At 49.0% G+C, this 13,467-nt stretch carries 12 protein-coding genes; 3 read left to right on the forward strand and 9 right to left on the reverse strand.

Going from position 1 to position 13,467, the window contains the following annotated elements:
- Positions 1–219: 219 nt before the first annotated feature.
- Positions 220–2,493, forward strand: coding sequence for an aconitate hydratase (locus tag QZT80_RS12295; protein ID WP_295122157.1), 2,274 nt, complete (start codon positions 220–222; stop codon positions 2,491–2,493).
- Positions 2,494–2,548: 55 nt separating this feature from the next.
- Here QZT80_RS12295 and QZT80_RS12300 read toward each other — a convergent pair whose 3' ends face one another.
- Entirely contained in the window at positions 2,549–2,968 is a 420-nt protein-coding gene (locus tag QZT80_RS12300) for a hypothetical protein (protein WP_295122159.1), read from the reverse strand.
- Positions 2,969–3,079: 111 nt separating this feature from the next.
- Between QZT80_RS12300 and QZT80_RS12305 the strand changes: the two genes are divergently transcribed.
- The gene (locus tag QZT80_RS12305) at positions 3,080–3,706 is read left to right on the forward strand and encodes a hypothetical protein (RefSeq protein WP_295122161.1); all 627 of its coding nucleotides are present in this window, start codon (positions 3,080–3,082) and stop codon (positions 3,704–3,706) included.
- Positions 3,707–3,710: 4 nt separating this feature from the next.
- Here the strand turns inward: QZT80_RS12305 and QZT80_RS12310 are convergent, their stop codons facing one another.
- The 8 genes from QZT80_RS12310 to QZT80_RS12345 form a co-directional block, all read right to left on the reverse strand.
- Positions 3,711–4,787 carry a DUF4421 domain-containing protein gene (locus QZT80_RS12310; RefSeq protein ID WP_295122163.1) on the reverse strand — a complete coding sequence of 359 codons (1,077 nt, stop codon included), beginning with the start codon at positions 4,785–4,787 and terminating at the stop codon, positions 3,711–3,713.
- 42 nt (positions 4,788–4,829) lie between these two features.
- Positions 4,830–5,321, reverse strand: coding sequence for a metallophosphoesterase family protein (locus QZT80_RS12315; RefSeq protein ID WP_295122164.1), 492 nt, complete (start codon positions 5,319–5,321; stop codon positions 4,830–4,832).
- Positions 5,322–5,342: 21 nt separating this feature from the next.
- Complete coding sequence (hutG, locus tag QZT80_RS12320) at positions 5,343–6,332, reverse strand: formimidoylglutamase (protein ID WP_295122166.1); 990 nt, start codon at positions 6,330–6,332, stop codon at positions 5,343–5,345.
- Positions 6,329–7,561 carry an imidazolonepropionase gene (gene hutI, locus QZT80_RS12325; RefSeq protein WP_295122168.1) on the reverse strand — a complete coding sequence of 411 codons (1,233 nt, stop codon included), beginning with the start codon at positions 7,559–7,561 and terminating at the stop codon, positions 6,329–6,331. The genes hutG and hutI overlap by 4 nt, the downstream gene beginning before the upstream one ends.
- Positions 7,562–7,569: 8 nt before the next feature.
- Positions 7,570–9,240: a urocanate hydratase gene (gene hutU, locus QZT80_RS12330; protein WP_295122170.1), complete on the reverse strand. Its 1,671-nt coding sequence runs from the start codon at positions 9,238–9,240 to the stop codon at positions 7,570–7,572.
- A complete protein-coding gene (gene hutH / locus QZT80_RS12335) occupies positions 9,218–10,786 on the reverse strand; it encodes a histidine ammonia-lyase (protein ID WP_295122172.1) in 1,569 nt (522 codons plus the stop codon). Before hutH ends, hutU begins: the two co-directional genes overlap by 23 nt.
- 5 nt (positions 10,787–10,791) lie before the next feature.
- Positions 10,792–11,277: a MarR family winged helix-turn-helix transcriptional regulator gene (locus QZT80_RS12340; protein ID WP_295122174.1), complete on the reverse strand. Its 486-nt coding sequence runs from the start codon at positions 11,275–11,277 to the stop codon at positions 10,792–10,794.
- A gap of 789 nt (positions 11,278–12,066) precedes the next feature.
- Complete coding sequence (locus tag QZT80_RS12345; RefSeq protein ID WP_295122176.1) at positions 12,067–12,468, reverse strand: SET domain-containing protein; 402 nt, start codon at positions 12,466–12,468, stop codon at positions 12,067–12,069.
- Positions 12,469–12,596: 128 nt separating this feature from the next.
- On the opposite strand from QZT80_RS12345, the gene QZT80_RS12350 reads away from it, so the two are divergent.
- Positions 12,597–13,466: a bestrophin family protein gene (locus QZT80_RS12350; protein ID WP_295122178.1), complete on the forward strand. Its 870-nt coding sequence runs from the start codon at positions 12,597–12,599 to the stop codon at positions 13,464–13,466.
- Position 13,467: the final 1 nt, after the last annotated feature.

A 13,467-nucleotide genomic window follows, 5' to 3' on the forward strand; every position in this document is an offset into this window, starting at 1 on the left:
ACAAAATACCCTTCGCGCGTGTTAGTACAAATATCCGCGAAAAAAAGTGTTATCTGATTCATAGTATTTAATGGTCAATTCGTAACTTATTAGATTATTTTAACCATTTATCCCCAAAAAAGGTACATAACCTAACAATCGGCCGTCAATTCCTTGCAAAAAAGCCCTGATTTGCGTAACTTCGCGGTGCAATTTATAACCGCTTTTAAATATTTTTCCATGGTGTTTGATATTGACATGATTAAAAAACTGTATGCGGCACTCCCGGGTAAGGTGGAAGCTACCCGTAAGATGCTCGGACGACCGCTTACACTGGCTGAGAAGATCCTATACGCTCACCTTTATGCGCCTGCTACCAGTGCGTATGAAAGGGGAAAATCTTATGTCGAATTTGCACCAGATCGCGTGGCTATGCAAGATGCCACCGCTCAGATGGCGCTACTGCAATTTATGACCTGTGGCCGCGCTTCGGTAGCAGTTCCCTCTACCGTTCACTGCGATCACTTGATCCAGGCAAAAACAGGCGCTGTTGCGGATCTCGCTACCGCCAACGAAACCAACAAAGAAGTTTACGAATTCCTTTCCTCTATTTCCAATAAATACGGCATCGGTTTCTGGAAGCCCGGTGCAGGTATCATTCACCAGGTGGTGCTCGAAAACTACGCCTTCCCAGGTGGTATGATGATCGGTACCGACTCTCACACGCCTAACGCAGGTGGTTTGGGTATGGTGGCTATCGGTGTGGGTGGTGCAGATGCTGTTGACGTGATGGCAGGCCTTCCATGGGAACTGAAAATGCCCAAACTGATCGGTGTTCAACTGAAAGGTAAAATGAGTGGCTGGACTTCTGCCAAAGATATTATCCTGCAGGTAGCTGGTATCCTTACTGTAAAAGGTGGTACCGGTGCAATCGTAGAATACTTCGGCGAAGGTGCAGACAGCATGAGCGCAACTGGTAAAGCTACTATCTGTAACATGGGTGCAGAAATCGGCGCAACCTGCTCACTGTTTGGTTACGACGAAAAAATGAGCGCTTACCTGAAATCAACCAGCCGTGAAGAAGTGGCTTCCCTCGCCGATGGTGTTAGGGAACACCTCCGTCCGGATGCTGATGTATACGCTTCTCCTGATAAATATTATGACCAGGTGATCACTATCGACCTGGACACACTGGAGCCTTATGTAAATGGTCCGTTTACTCCGGACTTAGCATGGCCTATTTCTAAATTCGCTCAGGCTGTTAAAGAAAACAACTGGCCAGAGAAACTGGAAGTAGCCCTGATCGGCTCCTGCACCAACTCTTCTTATGAAGACATCAGCCGTTCTGCCTCCCTGGCACAACAGGCTATCGATAAAAACCTGGATGTTAAATCCGAGTTCACGATCACCCCAGGTTCTGAACTGGTACGTTTCACGATCGAAAGAGATGGTATGCTGAATACCTTCGATAAAATCGGCGGTGTTGTACTGGCTAACGCCTGCGGTCCCTGTATCGGTCAGTGGGCCCGTCATATCGACGATCCTAACCGTAAAAACTCTATCATCACTTCCTTTAACAGGAACTTTGCGAAACGTAACGACGGCCTGGCCGCTACACACGCGTTCGTAGCTTCTCCTGAAATCGTAACGGCGCTGGCTATTGCAGGCGACCTTACCTTTAACCCGCTTACAGACACCCTTACCAACAAAGATGGTCAAAAGGTGAAACTGGACGAGCCTAAAGGTTACGAACTGCCTCCAAAAGGTTTTGATGTGGAAGACGCGGGTTACCAGGCACCTGCTGCCGATGGTAGCAACGTACAGGTAATCGTATCCCCTACTTCTGACCGCCTCGAATTACTGGCGCCGTTCAAAGCATGGGAAGGTACCGATCTTAAAGGACTGAAACTGCTGATCAAAGCAAAAGGTAAATGTACTACGGACCACATCTCTATGGCGGGTCCATGGTTGAAGTACCGCGGTCACCTCGACAATATCTCTAACAACATGCTCATTGGCGCTATCAACGCGTTCAACGATAAATCCGACACCGTTAAAAACCAGTTCACAGGCGAATACGGTTCTGTACCTGGTACACAGCGCGCTTACAAAGCACAGGGCGTAGGCTCTATCGTTGTAGGCGACGAAAACTACGGTGAAGGTTCATCCCGTGAGCATGCGGCTATGGAGCCACGCCACCTCGGCGTTCGTGCCATCCTGGTGAAATCTTTCGCCCGTATCCACGAAACCAACCTGAAAAAACAGGGTATGCTGGCGCTCACTTTTGCTGACAAGGATGATTACGAAAAAATCCAGGAAGACGATAGCATCGATATCATAGGCCTGAACGAATTCATTCCCGGTAAAACGCTGACAGTGGTACTGAACCACAAAGACGGCAGCAAAGACGAAATCATTGTTAACCACACTTACAACGAACAACAAATTCAATGGTTCGTTGCTGGTGGCGCACTTAACGTGATCAGGGCTGAGTTTGCGAAACAACAACAATAATAGCCTTTTCGCTATATAAAGGAAGCCCCGGCCAAAGTGCCGGGGCTTTTTGTTTTTACCAGCTGTATGCAAAGTTCATACTCACATAGCCCTGGTAAGACAGGTCTACATCATAAATGAACCGCGGTACCGAATAAGTATTGTTGTAATAGAACGGCAACGACCTGCCCTCAATCGTAGCCGTAACATTATTGGAGAAATAACTCCAGCTCGAAATCGCTATATGATAACGGCCGGCAGGAACGGATACCGACGTATAGGTGTACGGGTTAAACGAAAACTCATACGAATCGCCGGTAAACTCACCCCATTCATTGGTAGCATAAAACGTGACTGTAAAGTATTCGCCGGTACTCACCTGTACATTCACATAGGTGTCTGTAAGTGACTGTACAGCCGGCATGGAAGCTGCTTTCACAGTATTGAAGCTGAAACCTGCCATCAGGGTCAGCAACACAAATAAGGTCTTCTTCATAACAAGATTTTAAGGTAATTGAATAAAAGTCTTGTAAGATGAGAAATCAGGCTGCGGCCATAACACAGTGTTTTATACGCCGAATGTGTTATCTTATGGAAAATTTAAAAGATGCAGCATATTACCGGACAGGTATGGCAACAACTGGCATCGGCCTATCCTTCCCATCAAACCCTTTTTGAATCGGCATTTAAACACATTAATGAGCGTTATAGCGGTAAAGACAGGTTCTATCATAATATGCAGCACCTGGGGCTTATGCTGGAATTACAACAGGAATATAAAGAGATGATCGACGACCACGAGAGCATGTCGTTCGCCATTTTTTATCACGACATTGTATACAACGCCAGTAAACCGGACAATGAAGAGAAAAGTGCGGTAGAAGCTGCCAGCTTCCTTCATCAACTGACATATGGCCCTGCTGGCATTAATAAGGTCACATCCTGGATAAACGCCACAAAAAACCATGCTAACCCAACAAACGACAGCGACCTTAACTACCTGCTGGACTTCGATCTGAGCATATTTTCTGTACCCATTATGCAATATGTAGAATATGCGAGGCAAATACGGCAGGAGTATCACATGTACCCTACCCTGCTTTATAACCCGGGCCGTAAAAAGGTATTAAAACATTTTCTCGACATGCCTTACATCTACAAAACAGAGGTGTTCAGGGCGATGTATGAACACACAGCAAGGGAGAATATCAAATGGGAGATCGGGCAGTTATAAGGGTCTATTCTTCTTTCTTTTCAACACTGCTTAACACAGAGCCGGGTTTAATCCAGGGCTTCTTTAAACCGAAGCGGCGGCCAATACTTACACGGAAAGTGCCTGCGCCGAAAGTTTGATAGGTGCGGGCAATGGGCGATTGACCACGCGTGATATTTTCTACATAGGTAACACTGGCGAAGTACCTGTCGGAATTATAACCGGCTGCCAGGCGAACGGTGTTATTGAACTGCCAGCCTATTTCCTGCAATTTATCGTCGCTGTCTTCATACTTCATGGCGGTGGAGTTCACACCAAGGCCGCCAGATAGAGAACCGGAAAGGTAAAAGTGTTGCTTTACGACCAGGGTGTAGGCATATCCCACATTACCCACTACCGTAAAAATAGAGCTCTTGTTAAATGTGTTACCATCAAAAAACTCGGGATTACCGCTGGGTATCAGGTTGGAGTCGCCGCGCATCGACATCCTGTAAATTTCCCCACCTGCCATAAATGAGCCCGCACTGCGCTTCTGCCATTCGTTTTGCACAAATGCCGCACGGTAAGAAAACTTTGAATCATTAAAGATGTACTGAACATTAGCGCCGATGTTGGTATGGTATAAATCCCCGCGTTTGGGATAACCATCACTGGATTGATAACCGGGAACAAATCCCGCAGGATTATCGATATAAAACCCTTTATAAAAGTTACCGTAAAGATCGATAGCCAGTTTACGGAGGTAAAGATGCGTTTGTAAGTCGATGAACTTCGTTTTCCCGCGTTCATCATTATCCTTGTTAATGAACGGCAGGTTAAACACCAGGTTAAGGCCCAGCAGCTCGTAGTTAGCGCCTACACCTACCGTGATATTGTTATTAGGTCTGTATAACAGTTCCTTATCCTGGCCATGGTCATTAAGATCATAGTAGGAATATTTACGCTGACCAAGCATCCGCAATGTAACATCTGTGAGGTATTGCGTAACATACACTGTATCGTTTTCTGTTCGCAGGGCACGTTTGATAAAACTCTCCTTCTTTTGTGCGGAGGCACTAAAAGTAACAGCGAACAAAAGCGACAGAAGCAGGTAATTACGCATTGAATAATCCGGGTGAATAGACAAGATAGTGAATAAAGTAAATTATCGCGGCAGCTCGATTACGTCCAGCTGCGATATATTGCCACTGTCCAACACAAACCGTACCAGCGTTTTCACCTTATGCCAACCCTGTTGCCCACAGGCACCCGGGTTGATATGCAGCAGGTTCAGTTTAGGATCGCGCACCACTTTGAGGATATGTGAGTGCCCGGTAATATAAAGATGCGGCGGATATTTTTCGAGGATGGGCTTAATAGCAGGTGCATAACGCCCCGGGTATCCACCAATATGGGTAATCCAGACCTTCACATCTTCGAGTATAAAACGGTTGATCTCGGGGTAACGCACACGAAGGTCGGCACCATCTATATTACCCCATACGGCACGGAAAGGTTTGAAGGCCTCCAACTGGTCGGCCAGTTCAGCATTACCAATATCGCCGGCATGCCATATTTCATCAACCTGGTCAAAATATTTAAACACCTGCGGGTGCAGGTAATTGTGAGTGTCCGACATTAAACCGATGCGCTTCATATGAGCGGCAAGATAATTACTTTACTGCTGAAAATAAGCGCCCACCACTTCAAATAACAGCGAGGCCGCCAGCTTAGCGGTACGGTTATCGAAGTCGTACGAGGGATTCAATTCTGCGATATCAACACCCGCCAGCTTGCCACTGTACAGTATTTCGCGGTAACACTCGAGGAACAGCGCATCGGGCTGTATGCCGTTATAAGCGGTAGCGCTAACTCCCGGTGCAAAGGCAGCGGAAAATACATCGAGGCAGGTGGTGAGGTATACTTTTTCTACATTATCCAGGAAGAGGTGGATGTTGCGCAGCAGCGCCTCTCTTTTTAATACATGAAAATATTCGCCGGGCAGGTGCATAACACCCAGTGCATCGGCCGTATCAAAAAGCCGGCGGGTATTACTGTTTTGCTGGATGCCCAGGGCCAGGTAATGATAGGGCCTCTCTGTTTGTTTACAATCCTCTGCCAGTTGCCAGAAGCCAGTGCCAGAACTGGCGCCTTCCGTACCAGGTGCGCGGAGATCGAAGTGCGCATCGAAATTTATCAATCCTATTTCTTCCTCATAACTATCGTAAATGCCACGCGCATGACCATACGTGATTTCGTGCCCACCACCCAGCAGCAGCGGCAGGTATCCGGCCGCTATGATCAGTTTAACAGCAGCGGCCAGTGCCTGTTGTGCGCTGGAAAGATCTTTGTCTAAACACACTACATCACCACCATCGATAAACAGGTGGCCTTCGAAATGTACCGGGAAAGATGCACAACTGCGCCGCAATACCAGCGGGCCCTGTGATGCACCTGCACGGCCTTTATTACGGCGCACACCTTCATCGCTGGCAAAACCCATCAGCACAATACCCTTTTGCGAAGGAGCCAGTGCAGGCAAAACCTCCGTGCTTAAATCAACGGTCTGTATCACCTGGTGCCAGCGCAACAGCGAGGGATCATTACCATCTACCCTGCCCTGCCAGTTTTCGCGCACGGGCGCTTTGTAATACGCTGACTTCATCATAACATGGTGATTTTTTTCCCCCGCTTCCAAACGGTAATGGGTTTCATTTTGCCCTGGTAGTATAAAATATCGCGGTAGTCGCTGGTGGCATATGCCTGAAAGTCGGCCTCCATGCCCACCTGTAGCGCACCTCTGTCTGTAAGACCAAGCGCTTTTGCAGCACGCACCGTAAGACCGGCATACGTTTCTGCCGCACTCAGCTTTTCTGCGGCGCTGATCACCGCCGCCTGCATCAGCAAGTCACCCATAGGCGCCGAACCAGGATTCCAGTCGCTCGCTATGGCCACACTGGCCCCGGCATCCAATAAACGGCGGGCAGGAGCATACGGCATACCAAGGCCTAAGGAGGCTCCGGGAAGTACCACCGCTACCGTATCCGAACCAGCCAGTAATGCGATCTCCTTATCTCCACTGGCTTCGAGGTGGTCGGCCGACAAGGCTTTTACCTTTACGGCTACCTCCGTTCCCTGTGCGGTAAACTGATCGGCATGTACAGTGATATCAAATCCCATCTCAGAGGCGGCCTGCAGAAACGGAGTGGCTACGCTGGCGGTGAAGGCCGTTTCTTCGATGAATATATCTACCCGTTTTGTTAAATCATTTTCCTTCAGCAACGGCAGCAGTTCATGCAATACCCATTGCAGGTAATCTTGCTCCGATCCTTCAAAGTCGCGCGGTTTCATGTGTGCGGCCAGGCAGGTGGAAATCAACGTGGAAGGCGTATGAAAAGCCGCGATGGCAATAGCGCGCAGCATCTTTATTTCAGATGCCATATCCAGTCCGTAACCGCTCTTCACTTCTATCGTGGTAACCCCTTCCTGGAAGTGACGGTTGGCGCGCTGTACGGTACTCTCCATCAGCGTCACCTCTTTTACTTCGCGGGTTTTGGTTACCGAGTCCCATATACCACCGCCTGCGCGGGCAATATCCAGGTACGACTTTCCCGCTATCCGCATGGCATAATCGCGGCTGCGGGTGCCGTCGAAACAGATGTGTGTATGGCAGTCGACAAAGCCCGGTAACAATACAGATGGCTGCATGGGTTTATCCATATCAATATCCGGATGGGCAGCCAGGAGATCGTCGTAAGCGCCTATCGCTACTATCTTTCCATCATCTGTTACCACACCGCCGTTTTCTATAATTTCCAGTTGCCCGTCCTGCAATGCTCCTTTAAGCGGCAGGCCGGCCATGGTGAGTATTTGTGCAAATGGTCCTGTTAAACGCATGCGCTAAATTAAAACTGTAGATTGAAATCCTGCTGCCATTGTTGTGCTTTTTCGTAACCAGCATCGGCATGCCTGAAAATACCCAGTGCCGGGTCGTTGTGCAGTACCCGGGTAAGACAGGCGGCTGCACGATCGGTACCATCGGCCAATACCACCATACCCGCATGCTGCGAATACCCCATACCTACACCACCGCCATGGTGGAACGATACCCAGGTAGCGCCGCCGGCGGTGTTAGACATCAGGTTGAGTAAAGTCCAGTCAGATACAGCATCAGAGCCATCCTTCATGGCCTCTGTTTCGCGGTTAGGCGAGGCAACAGAGCCGCAGTCGAGGTGATCGCGGCCAATAACGATGGGCGCCTTCACCTTACCGGTGCGCACCAGCTCATTAAATATCAGGCCCGCCTTTTCCCTTTCGCCCATGCCTAACCAGCATATACGGGCGGGGAGGCCCTGGAACGCCACACGCTCCTGCGCTTTCTGCAACCAGTTATGTAAAGGTTTGTTATCCGGAAAAGCTTCCATCAACGCACGGTCGGTGGTGTATATATCTTCCGGATCGCCGCTTAAGGCTACCCAGCGGAACGGGCCTTTACCTTCGCAGAACAGCGGGCGTATGTAAGCGGGTGTAAAACCGGGAAAGTTAAATGCATTGGGCTCACCCCCTTCGCGGGCAAACTCGCGCAGGTTATTACCATAATCAAATGTAACGGCACCACGCTGCTGCATCTCCAGCATAAACCCAACATGGCGCGCCATGCTTTGCAGGCTGCGTTGTTTGTAGGCCGCTGCATCTGCCTTACGTAAATCCGCTGCTTCCTGCAAACTCATGCCATTCGGAATATACCCGTTAATCGGATCGTGTGCAGAAGTTTGGTCGGTAAGGATATCGGGGATGATATTATCCTTCAGTAAACGCTCCAGCAGATCGCCCGCATCCATCACCACACCAATAGAAATAGCTTCCCCTTTGGCTTTAGCGTCCATGGCCCATGCAATAGCTTCTTCGTACGAATGCGTCATGCGGTCGATGTACTTTGTATCGATACGTTTCTGGATGCGCGTAGCATCAACATCGGCACCCAGGAAAGTAGCACCTGCCATGGTAGCGGCCAGTGGCTGTGCGCCACCCATACCGCCGATACCGGCCGTTACCAGCAGTTTGCCGGACAGGCTATTGTTAAAGTGCTGGCGACCGCATTCCACAAAGGTTTCGTAAGTACCCTGCAATATGCCCTGCGTGCCGATATAGATCCAGCTACCTGCGGTCATTTGTCCGTACATCATCAGTCCTTTCGCACGCAGTTCATTAAAGTGTTCCCAGGTAGCCCACTTCGGCACCAGGTTACTGTTAGCCAGCAATACACGTGGCGCCTGCGGATGCGTGCGTACGATACCCACCGGTTTACCCGATTGTACCAGCAGCGAATGCTCATCATCCAGCTGTAAAAGTATTTCAATGATCTTCTGTAAAGCTTCCCTGTTGCGGGCGGCCTGACCAATACCACCGTACACCACCAGCTCATCCGGGTTCTCGGCTACTTCGTGATCGAGGTTATTGAGCAGCATGCGTAACGGTGCTTCTGTTTGCCAGGATAGGGCATTGAGCTGTGTGCCGCGCGGGGCTTTATAGTGCGGGTGTGCCGCGTAAGTATTAAGAAAGTCGGAATGTTTCATGATAAAGTCCGTTAAGGTCTATTTGTTGTGAATGGGCCACGTGGTTAGCTACACGAACGATGGAATGATCGGCCACGATGGTATGTAGAGCTTTGATATCAGTGGCGAAGATGCGGTCGGCAGATGCGAAACTTACCTTTTCGCGGGTGAAGCGATGTACCGCTTCAATGATGGCCGCCGAGCGGAGCGGCCGCCTGAAATCCACCGCCTGTGCGGCGTACAGGAGTTCAACGGCCAGTATGTATTCAAGGTTGCCCAGTACCTGGTGCAGTTTACGACCGCTGATAGAGCCCATCGACACATGATCTTCCTGCCCCAGGGAGGTAGGCACGCTATCGGCACTGGCCGGGAAACACAATGTTTTATTCTCTGTTACCAGCGCGGCAGTAGTATACTGCGGGATCATAAAACCAGAGTTCAGGCCGGCATCCTGTATCAGTAATTTAGGCAGGCCATAACGACCTTCAATCATCATATAACAACGCCTGTCGCTGATGTTGCCCAGTTCTGCGGCGGCTACAGTGGCGTAATCCAGCGGCAGTGCCAGTGGCTGACCGTGAAAGTTACCGCCACTGATAGTGTCTTCGGCGGAGAAGATGATCGGGTTATCCGTCACCGCATTCAGTTCTATCGTAGTCAGTTCCTCCAGGTGTTTCCAGGCAGTACGCGAAGCGCCGTGTACCTGCGGCATACAGCGAAGTGAGTACGGGTCCTGCACACGACCGCAGTCTATATGCGAAGCCATGATCTCCGAAGTTTCCAGCATCGTTTTTAAACGGTGCGCTACCAACTGGTTACCTTTAAACGGACGGATATCGTGCAGGCGTGGATCGAAAGGTTTGTGCGTGCCCATCAGTCCTTCGAGCGACATAGCACCAATGATGTCCGCAGCTTCGAGCAGGTTATGGAAACGTTGTACCGCTTTCACAGCGTGGGCGAGTATGAACTGTGTACCGTTAATCAGCGCCAGGCCTTCTTTGGGGCCTAACGATACCGGCTGCAAACCGTTCTGCTGCAATACTTCCCCCGCCGCCATCTTCTGCCCCTTATACCAAACTTCTCCCAACCCGATTAAAGGCAGAAAGAGATGTGATAAAGGCGCCAGATCGCCCGAAGCGCCCACAGAACCTTTCTCCGGTACCAGCGGTGTAACGTGATGATCGATATGCCAGATGATACGTTCGATGGTTTGCAGGCTGGCACCCGAGTAACCCTGCGCCAGGGCATGCACTTTACAGATAAGCATGAGGCGCGCAATCTCTTCGGCAATGGGTTCGCCTACGCCTACACTATGACTTTGCAGGATGTTGTATTGCAGTTTACGGGTATCCTCTTCCGATATCTTCGTATCGCAAAGCGGCCCGAAGCCGGTGTTTATACCGTACACCGTGGTATGCTGTGCAACAATTTCCTGTACATAACCGTGGCTGGCCTTAATACGCCCGGCCGTTTCATCTGTAATTACACCTTTGATATGACCCGCTGCTATTGCCAGTGCTTTTGCTACCGTAAGCTGGCCGGAACCATAATGGAATACCTGGTCCATGTTGATTATTTTTCGAGTTCTTTAAATATCCTGTCGGAAAGGGATTGTTGTGTAAGAGAGGCTTCGAGGCCGGAGAGCGCCTGTAGTAAGAGTTTGCTGTGTTCATCTTCCTCCGCTACGTTCTTCATGATCACGGCAATAGCCTCCCATATGGGTTTCACGGTGGCCAGTAATGCTTTGCCCTTCACGGTAAAGGTCACCAGTTGCCGCCTGCCATCTTCCTCACACTTCTGCGTTTTTACCAGGCCCTTCTTTTTTAACCCGGCAATTAACTGACTAACGGCCGAATGCGACACTTCCAGTTTCGTGGCGATTTCCATCAGCGTTAGCGAAGGCTGTTCCGCAAGCAGGTAAAACACCGGGAACCAGCTGGCATCAAACGGGATGCCTTCGTACTCGTACACTTTATTGACCTCTGCGAGAAAGTACTCGCTAAGACGGCGAAGGCGCGTACCAAAAATCAGGTAACCAAGAGAAGGGTAAAAACTCATGTTCGTAAATTATATAAGCACTTATACAATTACAATATTAGGGAATTTACAGAACATGAAAGAAAAAAATGGGACAAGCTGGGGAACAAAGCCCAGCCGCCGTTGTGTCACTCCCTTCAACTGCATCAATACTAATGATCAGCTTCCCGGGCGGTGTATATACCACGCGCCACACCTCTGCAGATCGTTCACCACGGCGGCAGGCAATGACCCTGTAAAGGCCGCTGCTTTTATCCATCTTTTAAACCAATATGTCAAAGAACTTCGTGGGTTTGGCATGGGCGGCTTTTCCGCCCGGTACTGTCCCACAACCCTGTTCAGAAGCATCTTTCGACGGCCTGCCAGGGCTATAAATACTGACGAACAGATCCTTTTGATCGTTCGAAAAACAAAGGTACGGTCGTGAAATGCCGATTTGGCGGACAATGGGGTGAAGCATATAGAAGCTTGGGACGAAGGATAGAGAAGCCTGGGACGAAGCCCCCTGCATTCCGCTGTAAGCCTCTGCCAGCAAGGGAATACACCGAATAGTAAATATATAAATATAAAGAATAATGAAAATCAATCCACTGACTTCCGGTAGCCATAGGGAGTATTATGCAACATATGGCGAAGGTATATCGATCCTATATCGATCCTATAATAGCCGTCACCACCAGCGCGGGTTTCAGCGAAAATGGATATAGGATCGATAAAGGATCGATATAGGATGAGCGATGGGAAATGGAACTTCCGGGAATAACAAAGCCGTTCGTGTTTCCACGAACGGCATAAGTAATATGGAGTATACTATACTTTCTTCTTAGCTTTCTTTACATCGAACCAAACGGGAGAGTCGTCTTCCACATCGCCGTTATAGTTGATGAACAGCTCCTCCCCTTTTTTGATAGCACGGCGGGTAATGATGCTCATGGTTTCTTCTTTGAAGTCCATTTCATACTCGCAGTTAGGTTCGTAAGCGTGGTTGTAAACAGAACAGAAACCCAGCGCTACGCAGGATTTAGTTTCCTTTTTACCCCAGAGAAAAATGTAGTTGTGCAGGAATGTTTTATCAACCTTTTCGGTATCGTCGTACGATAATACCAGCACAGGAGATGTTTCGATACGGGTGCCTGCCGGAATGCGCTGACTGGTGTAAACACCACGACCCTTGCCGGGTGACTTTTCGATGTACAAGTATGGCTTGATCATAATTAAGATAAAGAGCTTCGCGCCCTTAGGGGCGTAAAGTAACATTAAACAAACAAGTTATCAAAATTTCATTGTTTAACGACAAATCCCAAAACCCTTTATATTTTTGCGCAAACAATGATCGTGGTATGATTAACTATAACCCTAAAGAGTGGTTCACTTTTATATTCAGGTTACATAAGGCAGATACCGTACGGAAGTTAGCCCCGTTGTCTATCGCCCTTGCGGCTTATTCTGCCCTGGTAGCCTATCTTGAACTAAATGTATTCAAACTCTCGGATAATAGTCATTTAAAGAACATAGTACTGATGCACGGCCTGCTGGGCTTTGTGATATCGTTATTACTCGTGTTCCGTACCAATACTGCTTACGACCGCTGGTGGGAGGGCCGCAGGCAATGGGGTACGTTGGTGAACATGAGCCGCAGCTTAGCTATCAAACTACAGGCCATTCTACCGGAGGGCCATCATGCACGTAAGTTCTTTCGTAATATGATCCCTAATTACGCCTTTGCACTGAAGCAACACCTGCGTAATCAATTCCACCCTGGCGAACTGGAACTGGACGGACATGAGGAAACCATTACCCATGAGAAACACGTGCCTAACCAGTTAGCGGCCCAGATGGCAAAGAAGGTACAACAATTGTATGCGGAAGGAGTGCTGACGGGCGACCATCTCATCACCATAAATGAGGAGATCCGTTCGTTTACAGAGGTATGTGGCGCCTGCGAACGTATTAAAAACAGTCCCATCCCCTTTTCGTATAGTGTATTCATTAAGAAGTTCATCTTCTTTTATGTAATGACGCTGCCACTGGGTTATGTGTTTAGCGTGGGTTACATCATCATACCCATGATCGTTTTTATATTTTATGTACTGGCCAGCCTGGAACTGATCGCAGAGGAAATTGAAGACCCTTTTGGCGCGGATGCCAACGATCTTCCTACAGACACCATCTGTAATAACATCCGCCTGCACGTGCAGCAGGTACTGTAAC

This window comes from uncultured Chitinophaga sp. (genome assembly GCF_902168175.1).
Lineage (GTDB): Bacteria > Bacteroidota > Bacteroidia > Chitinophagales > Chitinophagaceae > Chitinophaga.